21 protein-coding genes are annotated in these 18383 nt (G+C 70.9%); 16 read left to right on the top strand and 5 right to left on the bottom strand.

Annotated features, from left to right (window positions below; all coding sequences use genetic code 11):
• Positions 1-8: 8 nt before the first annotated feature.
• The 10 genes from VNE60_12005 (at position 9) to VNE60_11960 (ending at position 10285) form a co-directional block, all read left to right on the top strand.
• A complete protein-coding gene (locus tag VNE60_12005; GenBank protein HVB32244.1) occupies positions 9-1358 on the top strand; it encodes an Nramp family divalent metal transporter in 1350 nt (449 codons plus the stop codon).
• On the top strand, positions 1358-1813 hold the full coding sequence (locus VNE60_12000) for a universal stress protein (GenBank protein ID HVB32243.1): 456 nt from the start codon (positions 1358-1360) through the stop codon (positions 1811-1813). The genes VNE60_12005 and VNE60_12000 overlap by 1 nt, the downstream gene beginning before the upstream one ends.
• Positions 1810-2610, top strand: a complete 801-nt coding sequence (locus tag VNE60_11995; GenBank protein ID HVB32242.1) for a metal-dependent transcriptional regulator — start codon at positions 1810-1812, stop codon at positions 2608-2610. The genes VNE60_12000 and VNE60_11995 overlap by 4 nt, the downstream gene beginning before the upstream one ends.
• Positions 2507-3349 (top strand): FtsX-like permease family protein, encoded by an 843-nt coding sequence (locus tag VNE60_11990; GenBank protein HVB32241.1) that lies wholly within the window; start codon positions 2507-2509, stop codon positions 3347-3349. Before VNE60_11995 ends, VNE60_11990 begins: the two co-directional genes overlap by 104 nt.
• A gap of 4 nt (positions 3350-3353) precedes the next feature.
• Positions 3354-4538 (top strand): FtsX-like permease family protein, encoded by a 1185-nt coding sequence (locus VNE60_11985; protein ID HVB32240.1) that lies wholly within the window; start codon positions 3354-3356, stop codon positions 4536-4538.
• Positions 4535-5230 carry an ABC transporter ATP-binding protein gene (locus VNE60_11980; protein ID HVB32239.1) on the top strand — a complete coding sequence of 232 codons (696 nt, stop codon included), beginning with the start codon at positions 4535-4537 and terminating at the stop codon, positions 5228-5230. Before VNE60_11985 ends, VNE60_11980 begins: the two co-directional genes overlap by 4 nt.
• A 3-nt stretch (positions 5231-5233) precedes the next feature.
• Positions 5234-6796 (top strand): hypothetical protein, encoded by a 1563-nt coding sequence (locus VNE60_11975; protein HVB32238.1) that lies wholly within the window; start codon positions 5234-5236, stop codon positions 6794-6796.
• 42 nt (positions 6797-6838) lie between these two features.
• Positions 6839-7645, top strand: a complete 807-nt coding sequence (locus VNE60_11970; protein HVB32237.1) for a DUF72 domain-containing protein — start codon at positions 6839-6841, stop codon at positions 7643-7645.
• A gap of 62 nt (positions 7646-7707) precedes the next feature.
• Positions 7708-8433 carry an SURF1 family protein gene (locus VNE60_11965; protein ID HVB32236.1) on the top strand — a complete coding sequence of 242 codons (726 nt, stop codon included), beginning with the start codon at positions 7708-7710 and terminating at the stop codon, positions 8431-8433.
• Between the two features lies 1 nt (position 8434).
• Positions 8435-10285, top strand: coding sequence for an acyl-CoA dehydrogenase family protein (locus tag VNE60_11960; GenBank protein HVB32235.1), 1851 nt, complete (start codon positions 8435-8437; stop codon positions 10283-10285).
• A gap of 45 nt (positions 10286-10330) precedes the next feature.
• Here the strand turns inward: VNE60_11960 and VNE60_11955 are convergent, their stop codons facing one another.
• The 3 genes from VNE60_11955 to VNE60_11945 all read right to left on the bottom strand — a co-directional run bounded on the left by VNE60_11955 (position 10331) and on the right by VNE60_11945 (position 11998).
• Positions 10331-10537 carry a cation transporter gene (locus tag VNE60_11955; GenBank protein ID HVB32234.1) on the bottom strand — a complete coding sequence of 69 codons (207 nt, stop codon included), beginning with the start codon at positions 10535-10537 and terminating at the stop codon, positions 10331-10333.
• A gap of 71 nt (positions 10538-10608) precedes the next feature.
• A complete protein-coding gene (locus VNE60_11950; GenBank protein ID HVB32233.1) occupies positions 10609-11523 on the bottom strand; it encodes a DMT family transporter in 915 nt (304 codons plus the stop codon).
• A 250-nt stretch (positions 11524-11773) separates the two neighbouring features.
• On the bottom strand, positions 11774-11998 hold the full coding sequence (locus VNE60_11945) for a heavy metal-associated domain-containing protein (protein ID HVB32232.1): 225 nt from the start codon (positions 11996-11998) through the stop codon (positions 11774-11776).
• Between the two features lie 82 nt (positions 11999-12080).
• On the opposite strand from VNE60_11945, the gene VNE60_11940 reads away from it, so the two are divergent.
• The 6 genes from VNE60_11940 to VNE60_11915 are packed head-to-tail and all read left to right on the top strand — an operon-like array spanning position 12081 to position 16767.
• On the top strand, positions 12081-12971 hold the full coding sequence (locus VNE60_11940) for an NAD(P)-dependent oxidoreductase (protein HVB32231.1): 891 nt from the start codon (positions 12081-12083) through the stop codon (positions 12969-12971).
• 13 nt (positions 12972-12984) lie between these two features.
• The gene (locus VNE60_11935; protein HVB32230.1) at positions 12985-14229 is read left to right on the top strand and encodes a cysteine desulfurase-like protein; all 1245 of its coding nucleotides are present in this window, start codon (positions 12985-12987) and stop codon (positions 14227-14229) included.
• A 28-nt stretch (positions 14230-14257) separates the two neighbouring features.
• Positions 14258-15469, top strand: a complete 1212-nt coding sequence (locus VNE60_11930; GenBank protein ID HVB32229.1) for a hypothetical protein — start codon at positions 14258-14260, stop codon at positions 15467-15469.
• Positions 15466-15969 carry an acyl-CoA thioesterase gene (locus VNE60_11925; GenBank protein ID HVB32228.1) on the top strand — a complete coding sequence of 168 codons (504 nt, stop codon included), beginning with the start codon at positions 15466-15468 and terminating at the stop codon, positions 15967-15969. The genes VNE60_11930 and VNE60_11925 overlap by 4 nt, the downstream gene beginning before the upstream one ends.
• A gap of 52 nt (positions 15970-16021) precedes the next feature.
• Positions 16022-16423 carry a DUF2203 domain-containing protein gene (locus VNE60_11920; protein ID HVB32227.1) on the top strand — a complete coding sequence of 134 codons (402 nt, stop codon included), beginning with the start codon at positions 16022-16024 and terminating at the stop codon, positions 16421-16423.
• Between the two features lie 35 nt (positions 16424-16458).
• Positions 16459-16767 (top strand): hypothetical protein, encoded by a 309-nt coding sequence (locus VNE60_11915; GenBank protein ID HVB32226.1) that lies wholly within the window; start codon positions 16459-16461, stop codon positions 16765-16767.
• Here VNE60_11915 and rnz read toward each other — a convergent pair.
• Together rnz and VNE60_11905 are read right to left on the bottom strand one after the other, a co-directional pair.
• Complete coding sequence (gene rnz / locus VNE60_11910) at positions 16747-17697, bottom strand: ribonuclease Z (protein ID HVB32225.1); 951 nt, start codon at positions 17695-17697, stop codon at positions 16747-16749. The genes VNE60_11915 and rnz overlap by 21 nt on opposite strands.
• 101 nt (positions 17698-17798) lie before the next feature.
• The coding region (locus VNE60_11905; protein HVB32224.1) for a pyridoxal-phosphate dependent enzyme at positions 17799-18383 on the bottom strand (585 nt) is incomplete at its 5' end.

Below are 18383 nucleotides of genomic sequence, written 5' to 3'. Positions count from 1 at the left end.
CGCCCGATATGCCCACCCCCGAACCGCCGCCCGTGGCGGAGCGAGGGTGGCGCCGGGCGCGCATGGCGCCGAGCCTGGCCGAGGCGTACCGCACCATCCCGATCAACGGCGCGTCCTGGTGGCGCAAGGTGCTCGCCTTTGCCGGCCCCGGGTACCTCGTGGCCGTGGGCTACATGGACCCCGGCAATTGGGCCACCGATCTCGCGGGCGGATCGCGGTTCGGCTACACGCTGCTCAGCGTGATCCTGATCTCCAACCTGATGGCGGTGCTGCTGCAGGGGCTCGCGTCCAAGTTGGGGATCGTGACCGGTCGCGACCTCGCCCAGGCGTGCCGCGACCACTATTCCAGGCCGGCCGCCATCGCCCAGTGGCTGGTGGCCGAGATCGCGATCGCGGCGTGCGATCTGGCCGAAGTGATCGGCTCGGCCATCGCGTTGCAGCTCCTGTTCCATATCCCGCTGCCGATCGGCGTGGCGCTCACGGCGTTCGACGTGCTCATCCTGCTGTTCCTGCAGCATCGGGGCTACCGGACGCTCGAAGCGCTGGTCGTCGCACTCATCGTCACGATCAGCGTGTGCTTCCTGTTCGAGATCATGCTGTCGCGGCCGGCCATGCACGCGGTGCTGCTCGGATTCATTCCGCGCCGCGTGGTGGTGACCAACCCGGACATGCTGTACATCGCGATCGGCATCCTCGGGGCCACGGTGATGCCGCACAACCTGTATCTGCACTCGTCCATCGTGCAGACGCGGCGGTACGAGGAGAACGCGGCCGGGAAACGCGAGGCGGTGCGGTTCGCGTTCATCGATTCGACGATCGCGCTCACGCTGGCCCTGTTCGTGAATGCCGCCATCCTGATCGTGGCCGCGGCCACCTTCCACCGCTCCGGCTACATGCAGGTGGCCGAGATCCAGGACGCGTACAAGCTGCTCACGCCGCTCCTCGGCGCCGGCGCCAGCACCGTGTTCGCCCTGGCGCTCCTGGCATCGGGCCAGAACTCGACGCTCACCGGCACGCTCGCCGGCCAGATCGTGATGGAGGGGTTCCTGAATATCCGCCTGCGCCCCTGGGTGCGGCGGCTGATCACGCGGCTCATCGCCATTGTGCCGGCCGTCGTGGTCGCCATCTTATACGGCGCGTCCGGCGCCACCCAACTGCTCATCCTCAGCCAGGTGATTCTCAGCGTGCAGCTCTCCTTTGCCGTGTTCCCGCTGGTGCGATTCACCTCGGAGCGGGAGAAGATGGGGGAGTTCGTCAACGGCCGCTGGCTCAAGGGGCTGGCCTGGAGCGTGGCCGTGGGCATCGCGCTGCTCAACGCCTGGTTGCTGGTCCAGACGGTGCGCGGGTGGGGGCACTGATGTTCAAGAAGATCCTGCTCCCCGTGGAGAATTCGGCCTACGACGCGGCGATCGTGGCCTACGTGCGCGACCTCGCCAAGTGGAGCGGCGCCTCGGTGCTGGTGATCCACGTGGCCGACGGCTTCGCGGCGCGCAACGTGGAGGAGCTCAAGCTGCGCGAGTCGGAGGAGATGCGCGAGGACCGCGAGTACGTGGAACGCGTGGCCGCCGAACTGTCGGCGGCCGGCATTCCCGCCGACTGCCTGCTGGCCGGCGGCGATCCGTCGGGCGAGATCCGCGCCGCTGCCGAGCGCGAAGGATGCGACCTGATCGCGATGGCCACGCACGGGCACCGGTTCTTCAAGGACCTGATCTACGGCAGCGTGGCCAACGAAGTACGGCACGCGTCGCGGGTGCCGGTGCTGCTGGTGCTGGGCAAGCCGGCCGTGCGCCGGCCGCCTACCCCGGCGCCGTGACCGCGGCCAGCCTGGCGGCGCTCACGGCGCCGGTCGAGGACTACCTCAAGGCGATCTACGAGCTGGAGCGCGCGGGGAACGCCGCCGGGACCAACGAGATCGCGGCGGCGCTGCGCATCGCGCCGGCCTCGGTGAGCGGCATGGTGCGGCGGCTGGCCGAACAGGGGCTCATCGAGCACGAGCCGTATCGCGGGGCGCGGCTCACCGACGCCGGTCGCCGGGCCGCGCTGCGCACGCTGCGCCGGCACCGCGTGATCGAGGCCTACCTGGCCCAGGCGCTCGGCTACCCGTGGGACCGTGTGCACGACGAGGCGGAGCGGCTCGAACACGCCGCGTCCGACGAGTTGGTGGACCGGATGGCGGCCGCGATCGGGGAGCCGCGCACCGATCCGCACGGCGCGCCCATCCCGTCGCGCGACGGAACGGTGGACGAGCGGCGGCTGGAGTCGCTGGACGATCTCGCGCCGGGCGCGGACACGCGCGTGCAACGCGTGGAGGACGACGATTCCGGGCGGCTGCGCTATCTGGCCGAGCTGGGCATCACGCCGGGCGCGCGGATCCGCCTCGTGGCGCGGGCGCCGTTCGGCGGGCCGATCACGCTGCGCGTGGGCGGCGCCGAGCGGAGCATCGGGCCGGAGTTGGCGCGCCACGTGCTCGTGATGCCCGTGCCTGAACTACTTTCCACGGATGCCGGTGCTGCTCGTTCCGCTGCTCGCGCTGCAACTCGCCGTCCCGCCGGCCGCCCCGCCAAGGGCCGCGGCGGCAGCGGCCGCCGCTCCCCGAACGATCGCGATTGACGAACGGCTGGCCGCCGACGCGCATCTGCGCGTGGGCGATCGGCTGGTGGTGCGCGCCTCGCCCACGGGCCTGGGCGACACCGTGGTCGTGGGGGCGATCGTGCGGCGCAGCGCCGATCCCTCTGAGGTGGCGCGCGGCGAGTATCGCGTGCTCATGCACCTGGACCAGCTCCAGTCGCTGATCGGATACGGCGACCGCGTGGACCGGTTCGCGGTGGCCACGGCCGGCGCCGCGGCCACCGATCGCGCCCTGGCCCGGATCAACGATGCCGCGTTCGGATTCCAGGCGTACCGGTCGCGCGACATCGCGGTGGAGACGTCGCAGACGTTTCTCGTGGTGAGCCGGTTCCACCGCGCCATCGGCGTGATCACGATCGTGGCCAGCGCCGTCTTCCTGCTCTGCATCATGCTGCTCAAGGTGGACGAGCGGCGGCGCGACGTGGCGGCGCTGCGATTGATGGGCATCTCGTCGGCCACGGTGCTCAAGGCGATCGTGCTCGAGGCCACGCTCGTCGCGACGGCGGGCAGCGTGCTGGGCGTGGGGATCGGCGTGGCGGCGTCGGCGCTGGTGAACGCCCACTACCGCGGCGTGTACCGCACGCCGCTGGCGTTCACGATCGTCACGCCCGACGTGGTGGCCTTCGCGGTGGCGCTGTCGCTGGGGCTGGGCGTGGCGGCAGGATTCTTTGCGGCGCGGCGGCTCACCCGCGTGCATCCCCTCGTGCTGTTCGGGCGATGACCACATGCTGCTGACGCTCGTGCGGGCCTCGCTCTGGCGCCGTCGCAGCCGCACGGCGCTGGCCGTGATCGGCGTGGCGGTGTCGGCGGCGCTGCTGCTGGACATGGTCATGCTGTCGAGCGGCATGCGGGAGTCGTTCCGGTCGCTGCTCGAGTCGCGGGGCTTCGCGCTCCGGCTGGCGCCCAAGGGGACGCTGCCGTTCGACACCGAGGCCACGATCGACAGCGCCGACGCGGTGATGGCGCAGCTGCGCGCCAACCCCGACATCGTGACGGTGAGCCCGGTGCTGGGCGGGCAGGTGCACGTGGCGCTCGGGCGGGGCACCGTGGCGGCGGTGGCGATCGGCATCGATCCGGCGGTGCAGGGGGACTACGATCTGCGTGCCGGGCACGACATCCAGCGGGCCGACCAGATGGTGGTGAGCGATCAGTTCCTGGCCGCCACGGGGGCGCGCGTGGGCGATACGCTCCGCGTGGCCGGCGGCTACGACGCGCAGATGCGCCTGTTGATCGGCGAGCGGCGCCTGGTGGTGGCGGGCACGGCGCACTTCGTGTACATGCCGGCCAATCCGCGGGTGGTGGCGCTGCCGATCGCCACGCTCCGCGCCATGCGACAGACGGTGGACGATCCGGTGTCGCTGTTCATGCTGCGGCTTCGTCCGGGCGCCGACCCCGCCACGGTCCAGCGGTGGGTGGCGCGCGCGATCCCGCGCGTGACCGTGATCTCCACGGCGACGGCGCTGCGCCAGGTGGACGAGCGGCTGAGTTACTTCCGGCAACTCGCCTTCATTCTCGGATCGGTGAGCCTCACGGTGGGTCTGCTGCTGGTGACGACGCTGGTCACGGTGTCGGTGAACGAGCGGCTGGGCGAGATCGCCGTGATGCGGGCGATCGGGATCGCCACGCGGTCCATCGTGCTCCAGGTGCTGGTCGAGGGCACGGCGATCATGCTCGCCGGATCGGTGCTGGGGCTGGGGCTGGGTCTGGTGACGGCGCGATATCTCAACGGCATCCTGTCGAGCTTTCCCGGGCTGCCGGCGGCGATCGATTTCTTTCTCTTCCAGCCGCGCGATGCCTGGGTGTCGTTGGGGCTGCTGGGGGTGTGCGGCGTGCTGGCGGGCGTCTATCCGGCGTGGCGGGGCGCGTCGCTGCCCATCGCGACCACGCTGCGCGAGGAGGCGGTGGCATGAGCAACCCGGCGCTGGTGCTGAGCGCGCGCGATCTGCATCGCGACTACGCGATGGGCGAATCTCCGGTGCACGCGCTGCGCGGCGTGTCGCTCGACGTGGCGCCGGGAGATTACGTGGCGATCGCCGGCCCGTCGGGGTGCGGCAAGTCCACGCTGCTCAACCTGCTCGGCGCCATCGATCGTCCCGATGCCGGCGCGGTGGAGATCGGCGGCAAGCGCGTGGACCGGCTGACCGATCGCGAGGCGACGCGGTTCCGGCTGCTGCACATCGGGTTCGTGTTCCAGCGGTTCTACCTGATGCCGGCGCTCACGGCGCGGGAGAACGTGGAACTGCCGATGGCCGAAGCGGGCGTGCCCCGGGGCGCGCGGCGCGACCGCGCGATGGAACTGCTGTCGTACGTGGGGCTGGCGTCGCGCGCGGGCCACCGGCCGTCGCAACTCTCGGGCGGCGAACAGCAGCGCGTGGCCATTGCCCGCGCGCTGGCCAACCGGCCGGCGCTGCTGCTCTGCGACGAGCCCACCGGCGAGTTGGACGCGCACACGGGCGCCGAGATGATCGCGCTGTTCGAGCGGCTGAACGCCGACGGCACGACGATCGTGGTGGTGACGCACGACGAGGATCTGGCGCGTGCCGCGCGGCGCGTGGTGCACATGAAGGACGGCGCGATCCTGTCCGATACGCGGGCGCGCTGAGCCATGCTGTCGGTGCTGTCGTTCCGGCATCTGGTGCAGCGGCCCTGGCGGACGGCGTTCCTGCTCGTGGGCTACGCCCTGGGCGTGGCGGTGATGGTGGTGCTGCTCTCGATCGGCACGGCGATGCTCACGCAGGCGCGCAACGAGCGGCTGATCGGTGGCGGCGAGATCACGGTGCTGCCCGAGGGGATCGACGTCGAGGTGATGAAGACGGGCGGGCTGGGTGGGATGTTCCTGTCCATCGATCACGCGGGGTTCGTGTACCGGCAGCTGTTGGCCGCGCCGCGGCTGGCCGGCGACGTGCGCGCCGCGGCGCCGCAGATCGTGGGCAAGCTGGCGTACCTCACGCTGCCCGACGGGCGGCAGGTGCCGGTGCTGGCGAGCGGACAGATTCCGTCGCGCAACGCCGCGGTGGGCGCGGGGGCCGCGCTCACCGCGGGCGCGTGGGGCGACGATTCGCTCGACCGCCGGTGGCGCGATCCCACGCCGTTCGAACTGCGCAACGCGATCGATCACTTCCATCGGCCGCCGCCGGCGGCGGCCGGCGATCCCTCGTGGGCGGAGTGGGACTATTTCAACGTGGTGTCCCCCGACCGGCAGCGGTGGGCGTTCATCTCGTTCATCGTGGCCGGCGCCGTGCCCGACGGGCGGTGGGGCGGCCAGGTGCTGGTGACGCTGCACGCCCACGACCGGCCGTCGCGCCGGTTCGTGGCCTCCGTGCCCTCGTCGCTCGTGCGGTTCTCCACCCGCGACGCCGACCTGCGCATCGGCCAGTCGTCGGTCACGCTGCTGCCCGACGGGCGCTACAAGCTGCGCGCCGTGGCGCGCGAGGAATCGACCGGGGCGCCACTCACGCTGGATCTGGTCGTCGCGCCGTCGGCGGGCGCGTACTTCCCGGGTGCCGCCGTGGAGAGCGGCCCGCTGGTGTCGGGCTACGTGGTGCCGGCGCTCCGCGCCGACGCCAGCGGATCGATCTGCGTGGCCGCACGCTGCGAGCGCTACGACGCCGCGCCCTCGTACCACGATCACAACTGGGGGGTGTGGCGCGGGGTGACGTGGGAGTGGGGCGCGGGCCGGGCGGGGGAGTACGGCGTGTTGTACGGACGCGTGGATGGTGCTGGTAGGACGGTAGGACAGAAGGGGGGGAGGACGGATGAACTGCGCAACGCCGTGGCCGTCCAACCTCCCTCCCGCCCTACGGTCCTACGTCCCCTCTTCGTCTACCTCACCGACTCGCTCGGCTTCCTTGCCGTCTTCCGCCCTCGGGACATCCACTATACCGACGGCCGGACGATCGTCGTGAACGGGCATCGCGTGGAGGTGCCGGTGCGCGGCGAGATGGCGGACATCCGCGGCGACGACACGCTGCGCGTGGTGCTGGACGTGGAAGACGCCACCGGCACCGACACCCGGACCCCGCTCATCGAGCGCGGCGATGCCCTGGCGGCGCGCGCCCTCGCGCGGCCCTACTTCATCCAGATGAAGGGCACGATGCACCTGACGGGGCGCGTGAACGGACAGGTGATCCGGGGGGACGGCACCGGGTTCTTCGAGACCTACCGCTGACGGCGCTTGACAGCGCTCGCTCGGCGTGCGCCAATTGGTGATATGGCGGGCATCGTGCATATCGGCACCCAGGGGTGGAACTACGACGCGTGGGTGGGTCCGTTCTATCCGCCGCGCACGCGGGCGGCGGACTTCCTGGGCGTGTACGCCCGCGCGTTCGACACCGTGGAGGTGGACTCCACGTTCTATGCGGTGCCGTCGGCGAAGACGGTGCGCGCCTGGGCCGACCGCACGCCGCCGCATTTTCGATTTGCCCTCAAGATGCCGCAGGAAGTCACGCACGAGCGGCGGCTGCGCGACGCCGGCCTGGTGGCGGCCGAGTTCTTCGATCGGGCCCGCGAGTTGGGCGACCGGCTCGGCCCCGTGCTGCTGCAGTTCCCGCCCGACTTCACGCCCACCGAGCTGCCGGCGCTGGCCGATTTCCTGCCCACGCTGCCCAGCGACGTCCGTTGCGCCGTGGAGTTCCGCCACAAGGGATGGATCTACGATGGCGTCCTGGCGCTGCTCGCCGAGCACGGCGTGGCGCTGGCGCTCATCGAGGGCAAGTGGATTCCGCGCAAGCAGGTGTTCGCCCTCGCCGAGCGCCTCACCGCCGACTTCGTCTATGTGCGCTGGCTGGGGAACCGGGAGATCGTGGACTTCTCGCGCGTCCAGATGGACCGCACGCGCGATCTGGAGGCCTGGGCCGGCGTGCTGGCCCGGCTGGAGAAGGACGGACGCACGGTGTACGGCTACTTCAACAATCACTTCTCCGGGCACAGCCCCGCCTCGGCCCGCGAACTGCAACGCCTGCTGCATCAGCACCCGGTGGATCCGGCGCTGATCGGCGAACAGATGTCGCTGTTCTGACCGGCCGCGCGCGGCGTCCCCCACCGACGTCCGCGTCGGCCATTCCCGCTACCTTTGTCCCCATGTCTCGGCGCCTCTTCGTCTTCGCGCTGTTCGCCGCCGCGGCGGCAGCCCTGTTCACGCGGCTCGGATTCTGGCAGCTGAGCCGCCTCCATGAGCGTCGCGCGCTCAACGCGTATATCGAATCGCGCATCGACTCCACGCCGGTGCCGTTCTTCGCGCTGCCCCGCGACAGCGCGCGCACGCACTTCCGGCGCGTCACGGTCACCGGCACGCCCGACTTCGCGCACGAGTTCTACATGGTGGACCGGTCGCGCGACGGGTCGCCCGGCGTGTACGTGTTCACGCCCATCCGCGTGGCCGGTCACGACACGGCGGTTCTGGTGAACCGCGGTTGGGTGTACGCGCCCGATGCGTCCACGATAGAACCGTTCCGATGGCAGGCGCCCGACAGCACGTTCGAGGGGTACGTGGAGGAGTTCCAGACGCCGGTCAAGCCGCCGCCGGAGCCGTGGCATCTCCGCACGGTGAACTATCCGGCCGTGGCGGCCGCGCTGCCGTATCCGGTGGCCGATGCGTACGTGGTGGCGCTGGGCAAGGACTCCGTGATCTCCGGCGTGCCGATGCGCATCGACCCCCCGCCGCTCGACGAAGGCCCGCACCGCAGCTACGCCATCCAATGGTTCGCGTTCGCGCTGATCGCCGTGGGCGGCGCGACGTTCGTGATCCTCAAGGACCGAGAGGCGCGCCAGGCGGCGCGCGAGGGGTCCCGTCTTCCCGGAGCGTGACATGGCCCAGGCGCCGCAGTCCCCCGCCAGCGAGCAGGAGGCGCGCGACGTTGCCGAAGCCGCGCGCGAGAGTGAGTGGTCGGGACCGAGTCTCGTGCGCGAGCTGTTCCTGGGACGATTCCCGCTCCACCTGATCCATCCGTATCCGGCGCCCGACCCCGACGAGGACGCGCGCGCCGCGCCGTTCCTCGCCCAACTGCGCGCGTTCCTCGAGCGCGTGGACTCCGACATGATCGACCGCACGGGCGAGGTGCCCGAAGCGTACGTGGAGGAGCTGCGCGCCATGGGCGCGTTCGGCATCAAGATTCCCACCGAGTACGGCGGACTCGGCCTGCACTACTCCAGCTACGTGCAGGCGATCGCGATGGTGACGTCCAAGGATGGCTCGCTGGCCGCGCTGCTGTCGGCGCACCAGTCCATCGGACTGCCGCAGCCGCTCGAGCTGTTCGGGACCGACGAACAGAAGCGCGAGTACTTCCCGCGCCTGGCCAAGGGGGCCATCTCGGCGTTCGCGCTCACCGAGGTGGACGTGGGCTCCGACCCCGCCAACCTGGCGTCGCATGCGGAACCCAGCGCCGACGGCTCGCACTGGGTGCTGAACGGCGAGAAGCTCTGGTGCACCAACGGCACGCGCGCCGAACTGTTCGTGGTGATGGCGCGCACGCCGGACAAGCTCGTCAACGGCAAGCCGCGGCGTCAGATCACGGCGTTCATCGTCGAAGCGAGCTGGCCGGGCGTGGAGGTGGTGCATCGGTGCCGGTTCATGGGGCTCAAGGCCATCGAGAACGGGCTCATCCGGTTCACCAACGTGCAGGTGCCCAGGCGGAACATCCTCTGGGCCGAGGGACGCGGCCTCAAGTTGGCGCTGGTCACGCTCAACACGGGGCGCCTGACGCTGCCGGCGAGCACGGTGGGCGGGAGCAAGACCATGCTCGAGGTGTCGCGCCGGTGGGCGATGGAGCGCGTGCAGTGGGGCCAGCCGGTGGGCCGCCACGAGGCGGTGGCGCAGAAGATCGGGATGATGGCGGCCAACACCTTCGCCATGGACGCCGTCTCGCGACTCACCGTGGCGGTGGCCGAGCGGGGCGGGTACGACATTCGCCTCGAGGCGGCGATCGCGAAGCTGTACAACACCGAAGCCGCGTGGCAGATCGTGGACGACGCGCTCCAGATCCGCGGCGGACGCGGCTACGAGACGGCCGACTCGCTGCGCGGCCGCGGGGAGCGGCCGGTGCCGGTGGAGCGGGCCCTGCGCGACTCACGGATCAATCTGATCTTCGAAGGCTCGTCGGAGATCATGCGGCTGTTCATCGCCCGCGAAGCGGTGGACCACCACTTCAAGCTGGCGTTTCCGATCGTGGGTCCCGGCTCCACGCCCGGACAGCGCGTGAAGGCGGCGTTGCGCGCGGCGCCGTTCTACGCGCTCTGGTATCCGGGGCTCTGGCTGCCCGGGCTCAAGGGCTACGGGGAGTTCGGCACGCTGGGCGTGCACCTGCGGTTCGTGGAGCGCCGCGCCCGCAAGCTGGCCCGCGCGCTCTTCCACGCGATGGTGCGGTACGGCCCCCGGCTGGAGCGGAAGCAGGCACTGCTCTTCCGCGGCGTGGACATCGGCGCCGAACTGTTCGCCATGGCGGCGGCGTGCGTCCGCGCCAACGACGACGCGCGGCGCGGCAATCCCGGCGCCGTGGCGCTGGCCGATCTGTTCTGCGCCGAAGCCAGCCTGCGCGTGGACGAGACCTTTCGCCGGTTCTCGGGGCCGAACGATGCCGCGATCTACCGGGTGAGCCAGGAGGTCCTGGCGGGGGACTACGCGTGGCTGGAAGACGGGGTGATCAGCGCCTGGGGCGACTGAGGGCGATCCGCGACCGCGGCTCCGCCCCAGCCCCGTCCAGCGTCCCTACCTGACGGACGCGGTATACCCCTCGTCCGCGATCGCCTCTTCGATCTGATCGATCGTCGCCAGCGCGGGATCGCGCAGGACCGTGGCCGAGCCGATCTTCACGTCCTCGACTTTCACGCCGGGCGTCTTGGCCAGACGGCTGGTCACCGCGTGCACGCAGTGATGGCACGTCATCCCTTCGATTTTGAATGTCACCTGTTCCATCGGGTGCTCCGGTTGCGTCGTGGCGAAATCTAGCATCGGCGCGCCGAGGGATGGGTAGGGCCGGCGCGGCGCTATTCCGCCGCCCGCCGCCACTGCAGCAGGATCACCGCTGCGGCGATGAGCACGCCCCCGCCGAGGGTGGTGGGCGTGAGCGGCTGCCGCAGCACCCAGGTGCCGAGGAGCGCGGTCCAGAATGGCTCCACGGTGGAGACGATGGCGGTGCGCACCGGGCCGAGCACGCGCAATCCGCGCAGGAACGCGATGAACGCGATGGCCGTGGACCAGAGTGCCATCGCTCCGATGGCCATCCAGGTTTGTGGATGGAGGGCCAGCGTGGCGCGGTGGGTGAGCACGTCGATCGCCAGCAGGATCACGCCGGCGCCGAGCGCCGAGTACACGGCCGCGATCGATTCGGACATCTGCTCCTGGTAGTGGCCGATCATCGGGATGTACAGCGCGTAGGCCATGGCCGACACCAGGGCCAGGGCCACGCCCACCGGGGGCAGCGATCCCACGCGTGGGCCACCGACCATGACCCAGATGCCGGCGAGGGCGAGGCCCAGAGCGGCCGCCCTCGGGCCGGTGAGCCGCTCGGTGCCGCGGACGGTGGCGAGCACCGCCACCCATGCCGGATACGTATAGAACAGAAAGCTGAGCGACGCCGCCGGGAGGTAGGCGAGCGCCGACAGGCTGACAAAGGCGATCAACGCCTGGGCGCCGCCGGCGAACACGAACACCGGCGCGAGGCGCCGGAGCGGCGCCCGCAGCGACGCCGTGGTGCCCGCGAGGAGTGCGAGCAGGACGGTGCCCATCAGGTAGCGCCACGACAGGATGTTCAGCAGCGACCCACCCGACCGGGTGGCGATCGTGGTGAGGATCGGGATCGCGCCGAACCCGGAGGCACTGACCACGATGAGCCCCGTGGCGCGCCACGTGCTCGACCGCGTGTTGGGGGACGCCGCTGCAGTCACGCGTTCGGGGGGCATTCGCGCGAGAGGATCCAGGTGAAAGGCGCGTGAAGTTAGGTCCGCGCGGTGAGCGCGACAAGCCGCGCCCGCCCACCCGCGGGGGCCCGGCGGCACGCCCGCGGGAACGTATTTCCGGTCGAGGGGTTCTACTCCATGAACCGCTGCGGGCAACGGCAGAGTGGCACCCGCCCAGGAGGTTCAGGGAAATACGGGGGAAAAGATCGGCGGGGGGGCGCACCGGGAAGGGGGCGCACCCCCCGCACCTTTTTCAGACCAACCGCCGCCGCTCCTCCACGATCTCCGCCACCTCGTAGCCCGCCACCGCGATCGCGGCCCGCAGCGCGCCCGCCGTGGCCCGCCCGTCGTGCTCGATCGTCGCCCGGCCAATCACGACGTCCGCCCGCGCGATTCCCTCCACCGCGGTGAGCGCGGTGAACACCGCCGTCACGCAGTGGGTGCTCATCATGCCGGGGATGGCGAGGCGCGTGATCATCGCCCACAACATATACGCCGGCACGGTCCGTTGACGCGCCCGCCCGCGCCCGCGAACTTCCCTTCGCCTCCACCCCTCCCGAATGACCAACGTTGCCTTTCTCGGACTCGGCGCCATCGGCCGCCCCATGGCGCGCTGCGTCGCGAATGCCGGTTTCGATCTCACCGTCTGGAACCGCAACGGCGAGCGGTCGCGCGAGTTCGCGGCCACCACCGCGGCCCGCGCGGCCTCGTCGCCCGCCGACGCGGTGCGCGGCGCCGACGTGGTCGTGGCCTGTCTGTCCACCTCGCAGAACGTGGCGTCGCTGCTGGACGGCGCGGACGGCATCCTGGCCGGCATCGCGCGCGGCACCCTGTTCGTGGACTGCACCTCGGGCGATCCGGCCACGTCGGCCCGCATCGCCGAGCGGCTGGCCGGCCACGACGTGGCCTACCTCGATGCGCCGGTGAGCGGCGGCGTGAGCGGCGCCGAGAAGGGCGCCCTCACGGTGATGGTGGGGGGCGACGCCGCCGCGCTCGAGCGGGCGCGCCCCGTGCTCGCGGCCTTCGGACAGAAGATCGTGCACTGCGGCGCCATCGGCGCCGGCGACGCCGTGAAGGCCATGAACAATGCCATGCTCGCCATCCACGTGTGGTCCACCGGGGAATGCCTGGCCGCGCTGGCGCGCGCCGGCGTGGATCCGGCCGTCGCCCTCGAAGTGATCAACGCCTCGAGCGGCCGGTCGAACACGTCCATGAATCTGTTTCCCGAACGCGTGCTCTCCCGCGCGTTCCCGCGCACCTTCCGCCTGGCGCTGCTCGACAAGGACGTGGGCATCGCCGCCGGCGTGGCGCGCGAGCAGAAGGTCCCCTCGCCCATCCTGCAGCTCACCGCCGAGCTGTTCCGCATGGCGCACATGGAACTGGGCGAGGAAGCCGATCACGTCGAGGCGGTGAAGGTGATCGAACGGCTGGCGAATACCGAGATCCGGTGAACCATAGCGACCGATGACACAGACACTCCAGGCACTTCCCGTGGCGAGCGTGGACGAGATCCGCTCGCGCTTTCCCGCCCTCGCCCGCCAGTACCGCGGCCATGCGGTGGCGTATTTCGACGGACCGGGCGGCACCCAGGTGCCGCAGCGCGTGGTGGACGCCGTGGGCGACTACCTGCTGCACCACAACGCCAACACGCACTGGGCGTACCCCACGAGCCAGGAGACCGACGCGCTCATCGCGGGAGCCCGCGCCGCGCTGGCTGACTTCGTGAACGGCCGCCCCGACGAGATCGCGTTCGGACAGAACATGACCTCGCTCACCTTCCATCTGGCGCGCGGGCTCGGCCGCGCCTGGGGGCCGGGCGACGAGGTGGTGGTGACGGAACTGGACCACCACGCCAACGTGGCGCCCTGGCGGGCCCTGGCCGTGGACCGCGGCGTGACCGTCCGCACCGTGCGCATGCAACCGGACACCGGCACGCTCGACTGGAACGATCTGGAGCGGGTCATCGGCCCGCGCACTCGGCTGCTCGCGATCGGCGCCGCGTCCAACGCCCTGGGGACGATCAGCGACGTGCGCGCCGCCACGGCCCTGGCCCATGCCCACGGAGCCCTCGTGTTCGTGGACGCCGTGCACTACGCGCCGCACCGGCTGGTGGACGTGCAGGCCATCGGCTGTGATTTCCTGGCGTGTTCGGCGTACAAGTTCTACGGACCGCATATCGGAATCCTGTGGGGCCGGCGCGAACTCATCGAGCGCGCCGACGTGCCGCGGCTCGATCCGGCGCCGCAGGAATCGCCGGAGCGGCTGGAGACTGGAACGCAGAATCACGAAGGGATCGTGGGCGCCGCGGCGGCCGTGGATTTCCTGGCCGGCCTCGCCGCGCCCGGCACCCCGGGCGGGCGTCGCGGCGCGCTCGCCGCGGCCTACGCCGAGTTGCATGCGCGCGGCGAGGCGCTGTTGGCCCAACTCTGGACGGCACTGGAAACGATCCCGGGGCTCACCCTGTTCGGGCCGCGGCCCGGCCAACCGCGCACGCCCACGCTGTCGTTCGTGGTGCATGGGCGCGCCACCACCGACGTCGCGCACTGCCTGGCCAGCCAGGGGCTGTTCGCCTCGAACGGGGATTTCTATGCGTCCACGGTGATCGAACGGCTGGGCCAGGCGCCGGACGGCGTGGTGCGGCTCGGGGCCAGTTGCTACACCACCGAATCGGACGTCGAACGGGTGGTGGCGGCACTGCGCAGGGGATGACCAAGTCCCCTGGCCTATATCTTTATCCATGCCCCGCCGCCTCGTCACCCTCGCCGTGCTGCTCGCCGCCGCCTGCGCGGCGCCGCCGGCCGGCGGGCCGCCCCGGGCCGACTTCCTGCTCGTCTCGGGCGACTCCACCTACTGGGTGACCGCCGGCCCGGACGGCGTCCGCATGCGCGGGTCGTCCATCGTCCTGGCGCGGTACGGCGGGCGCTTCCACGAAGTGTACGTGGCCGATGACGATCACTCGTACGACGATGCCCTGATCATCGGGCAGCTGGTGTATTCGCGCGACCTGATCACCGATGACTCCACGGTCGTGTTCACCGACACGCTGGTGGACCGCATCGCCCACGGCTACGCCGCCGCGCACCCCGACGACACGCCGCTCGATCCCGACGAGCCGGGCCGCGATCGCCCGTCGCTCGTCGCCACCTCCGACGTCACGCTGCTCGACCTCCACGGGCCGTTCCTCTCGCTCGAATACCACGCCGACACCAGGCGCCGGCCGGAGCCGGGATGGCACACCACGTGGCGCGCCCTCGTGGACCTGCGCGTGGGCCATCCCGTGCCGGTGGCGAGCCTGGTGGGACCGGCGGCGGGCGATCGCGTGCTCGCGCAGGCCCGCCGCGCATATGCCGCCACGCTGGACTCGGCGCGCGCCAACGAGCGCGAACTGCCCGACGTGGTCCGGCTGATACTGGCCGAGGTGGCGTTCGACGCCGGCAGCTATTCGCTCACCGACGTGCGCGGACGCCCGGCCGTCTCGTTTGCCGGCCGCATTGCCGGCCGCCGCGACGGCAACGGCGCGCTACCGTTGCCGCCCATTCCGCTGGACTCCGAGGCGTGGTGGGCCGGCGTGCGGCCCACGCTGCCCACCACCGTGCGCGGCGGCACCGCGGAATGGACCCGCCCGGGGTACACGCTGCGCGCCACGGCCGGCGCCGACGACGTGATGGACGTGGCCCTCGTGGACTCGGCGCGGCGCGTCTGGCGCGTGGGACAGGTGCAGATACCCGTGCACCACGTGTTCTGGCTCGACCAGCCGCGCGTGGACACCACCACGCGCCGCGCACTGCTCCACGCGTTCGACGACGCCGTGCTCTACGACGACAACGCGCGCGTGGCCAGCGTTCGCCTTCCCGCGGGCCGGGCGCTGTTCCGCGCCGCGGCGAACGTCCGCTCCTCACCCCTGCCCGTCGCTCGGCGCCCGGCGCGCCGGCGCGCCTCGTCGCCATGAGCAGCCATCGCCTGACCAGGACCGTGAAGGAGAGCCAGCACGAGTCGTCGCAACTCATGATGCCGCAGGACGCGAACAACATGGGCCACGTGTTCGGCGGCGTCGTGCTGTCGATGATGGACAAGACGGCCGCGATCGCCGCGTTCCGGCACTGCCGCATGCCCGTGGTCACGGCGTCCATCGACCGCGTGGACTTCCGGGAGCCGATCCACCTGGGCGACCTGCTCGTGATGAAGGCCAGCGTGAACTACGTGGGGCGCACGTCGCTCGAAGTGGGGGTGCGCGTGGAGGCTGAGGACCTGCTCACGGGCCGGCGGCGCCACACCAATTCGTGCTACCTGACCTTCGTGGCGGTGGACCGCAACGGACGCCCGGTGGAGATCCCGGCCCTCCAGCCCGAAACGCCCGCCGAGCTCCGCCGCTACGAAGCCGCGGAACAGCGCCGCCGGCTGCGGCTGGAGGAGCGCGAGTCCGAGCGGCGATTGCACGACGAGGCGTAGGGAGACCGCTGACCTCGTTGTGGCGCGCCGTCGAATTCGGCTATTATCAAGCATGAAGCTATTCACGGTCGACCAGGCCAATGCCACGCTCCCGCTCGTTCGCAAGATCGTGACCGATGTGGTGCGGCAGCACGCGGCCTGGCGGGAGAAGATCCTGGAACTGGATCTCGCGTCGTCGAGCGCGCAGGCAGAGGGCCAACACCCCGCGCCGCTGCCGCTGGAGCGCGAGGTGCAGGCGTTGGCGCGCGAGATCGCCGGCTTCCAGCGTGAACTCGAAGCGCTCGGCATCGAGCTCAAGGATCCGCGGCTCGGCCTCGTGGACTTTCCCAGCGAACTCGACGGCCGCCGCATTCTGCTGTGCTGGCGCCAGGGCGAGCCCGAAGTCCAGTTCTGGCACGAGGCGGATGCCGGCTACGGCGGTCGCCAGCCCCTCTCGCCGTCGCCCGTGGGTTGACCCCGCGGCGCGCCACCCTCGACCATCGCATCACCATGCTCATCTATCGTTCGCCTGACGGCGTCGACTACACCGTGCACGTGACCAATCCTGCGTCCAGCAATGCCGTCGTGCTGTTTCGTCATCCCGACGCGCAGCACTCTCGGCTGGATCGCTACAACTGGTACATCAGCCACGGACCCGAAGCGCGCAGCGTCACGTCGCGTCTCGATCCGCAGCTCGTGGAGCAGTCGCTCGATCAGGAGTCGCTCACCCGGTTGTTCCGCCGGTCGATGCCGGTGTACCGTCCCGACCCCGTGCCCAACGCATGGCGCTCCAACTCCTCACACACCGGGCGCGACTGAGCCGGCGTCCGCGTCGCGGTACGGGACGTCGATCATCATCCCGTCGCGGCCGATCACCACGTCGCTGAACAGCTCCCTCGCTTCGCGCCCCAGCTCCGACGGGTCGTGCGAATAGCGCGCCGAGAAGTGCGTGAGCACGAGCTTGCGCACGCCGGCGCGCGCCGCCACCCCCGCCGCCTCGCGCGCCGTGGAATGGCCGGTCTCCCGCGCACGCTCGGCCTCCTCGTCGGCGAACGTGGCTTCGTGCAGCAGCAGGTCCGCGTCGCGCGCCATCTCCACCGTGGCGTCGCAGGGGCGCGTATCGCCGGTGATGACCACGGTGCGACCTGAGCGGGGCGGCCCCACCAGTTCGGCGGGCTCCACCACGCGGCCGTCGGGGAGCGTGACCGCCAGCCCGCGGTGGATCTGTCCCCAGAGCGGTCCCTCGGGAATGCCCAGCGCGCGGGCGTGATCGGGGTTGAAGCGGCCCTTCCGCGCCGGCTCCACCAGCGCGTAGCCCATCGAGAGCGACGGCCCGTGATCCACGGAAAAGGGGACGATCGAGAACTCCCCGTATTCCACGCGCTGGCCCGCGTCGAGCTCGATGATCTCCACCGGGAAGGTGACCCGGTCCACGCCGAATTCCTTGGCGCGTTTCAGGTGCTTGCCCCCGCCCTTGGGACCGATCAGCCGCATCGGCTCGGTGCGGCCCTGCAGCGCCATCGTGCGCATCAGGCCGATCACGCCGATCACGTGGTCGGAGTGGAAGTGCGTGAAGTAGATGTCCTGCAGCGCGAAACTCACGCCGTAGCGCATCATCTGCCGCTGCGTGCCCTCGCCGCAGTCGAACATGATCGTCTCGCCCTCGCGCACCAGCGCCACGGACGCGACGTTGCGCTCCACCGTGGGGCGGGACGCGGAAGTGCCGAGAAGGTGGAGGGCGAGAGACATGGCGGGGGAATATACGGTAGGACGGTAGGACGGTAGGGGGGTAGGACCGATGACTGCCAAACGCCGTTTACCAACTACGGTCCTACCGTCCTACCACCCTACTATCGGTCAAGCACGGATCTCACCCTCGCATCGTCCACATTGCCCCCGCTCACGATCACGCCCGCGGGAAACCCGATCGGCGTCTTCCCGAACAGCACCGCGCCCGTGGCCACGGCGCCCGCGCCCTCGGCCTTCACGCCGTGCTCGCGGTACAGCCAGGCCATGGCGCGGGCGATCTCGTCTTCGGTGAGCAGCACGATGTCGTCCAGCGCGTGGCGGCCGATGTCGAGCGCGGCCTCGTCGATCTGGCCGGCAAGCCCATCGGCCAGCGTGGGCGTCACGGGAATCTCCACCACACGGTCGGCCGCGATGGAGCGGGCCATGGCCGCCGTCTGATCGCTCTGCGCGCCCACGATGCGCACGTGTGGCGCGTCGTGTCGCACCAGCGACGCGCACCCTCCCAGCAGGCCGCCGCCGCCCACGCACACCACGAGGGTGCGCAGATCGGGCAGGTCCTGCAGGATCTCCAGCGCCACCGTGCCCTGTCCCGCCAGCAGCATGTCGCCCAGGCAGGGATTGATGAACGCCATGCCGTGCGCCTCGCCGAACTGCTTGGCCACGTCCATGGCCGCGTCGTAGTCGGG

This window comes from Gemmatimonadaceae bacterium (assembly GCA_035533755.1).
Taxonomy (GTDB): domain Bacteria; phylum Gemmatimonadota; class Gemmatimonadetes; order Gemmatimonadales; family Gemmatimonadaceae; genus JAGWRI01.
This window is presented reverse-complemented; position numbering and strand designations above follow the sequence as displayed.

Bases quoted from the DNA above. Each gene is read 5' to 3' on its own strand.
- VNE60_12005 (HVB32244.1), top strand. From the start codon at position 9: ATGCCCACCCCCGAACCGCCGCCCGTGGCGGAGCGAGGGTGGCGCCGG.
- VNE60_12000 (HVB32243.1), top strand. From the start codon at position 1,358: ATGTTCAAGAAGATCCTGCTCCCCGTGGAGAATTCGGCCTACGACGCG.
- VNE60_11985 (HVB32240.1), top strand. From the start codon at position 3,354: ATGCTGCTGACGCTCGTGCGGGCCTCGCTCTGGCGCCGTCGCAGCCGC.
- VNE60_11980 (HVB32239.1), top strand. From the start codon at position 4,535: ATGAGCAACCCGGCGCTGGTGCTGAGCGCGCGCGATCTGCATCGCGAC.
- VNE60_11975 (HVB32238.1), top strand. From the start codon at position 5,234: ATGCTGTCGGTGCTGTCGTTCCGGCATCTGGTGCAGCGGCCCTGGCGG.
- VNE60_11970 (HVB32237.1), top strand. From the start codon at position 6,839: ATGGCGGGCATCGTGCATATCGGCACCCAGGGGTGGAACTACGACGCG.
- VNE60_11965 (HVB32236.1), top strand. From the start codon at position 7,708: ATGTCTCGGCGCCTCTTCGTCTTCGCGCTGTTCGCCGCCGCGGCGGCA.
- VNE60_11960 (HVB32235.1), top strand. From the start codon at position 8,435: ATGGCCCAGGCGCCGCAGTCCCCCGCCAGCGAGCAGGAGGCGCGCGAC.
- VNE60_11955 (HVB32234.1), bottom strand. From the start codon at position 10,537: ATGGAACAGGTGACATTCAAAATCGAAGGGATGACGTGCCATCACTGC.
- VNE60_11950 (HVB32233.1), bottom strand. From the start codon at position 11,523: ATGCCCCCCGAACGCGTGACTGCAGCGGCGTCCCCCAACACGCGGTCG.
- VNE60_11945 (HVB32232.1), bottom strand. From the start codon at position 11,998: ATGATCACGCGCCTCGCCATCCCCGGCATGATGAGCACCCACTGCGTG.
- VNE60_11940 (HVB32231.1), top strand. From the start codon at position 12,081: ATGACCAACGTTGCCTTTCTCGGACTCGGCGCCATCGGCCGCCCCATG.
- VNE60_11935 (HVB32230.1), top strand. From the start codon at position 12,985: ATGACACAGACACTCCAGGCACTTCCCGTGGCGAGCGTGGACGAGATC.
- VNE60_11930 (HVB32229.1), top strand. From the start codon at position 14,258: ATGCCCCGCCGCCTCGTCACCCTCGCCGTGCTGCTCGCCGCCGCCTGC.
- VNE60_11925 (HVB32228.1), top strand. From the start codon at position 15,466: ATGAGCAGCCATCGCCTGACCAGGACCGTGAAGGAGAGCCAGCACGAG.
- VNE60_11920 (HVB32227.1), top strand. From the start codon at position 16,022: ATGAAGCTATTCACGGTCGACCAGGCCAATGCCACGCTCCCGCTCGTT.
- VNE60_11915 (HVB32226.1), top strand. From the start codon at position 16,459: ATGCTCATCTATCGTTCGCCTGACGGCGTCGACTACACCGTGCACGTG.
- rnz (HVB32225.1), bottom strand. From the start codon at position 17,697: ATGTCTCTCGCCCTCCACCTTCTCGGCACTTCCGCGTCCCGCCCCACG.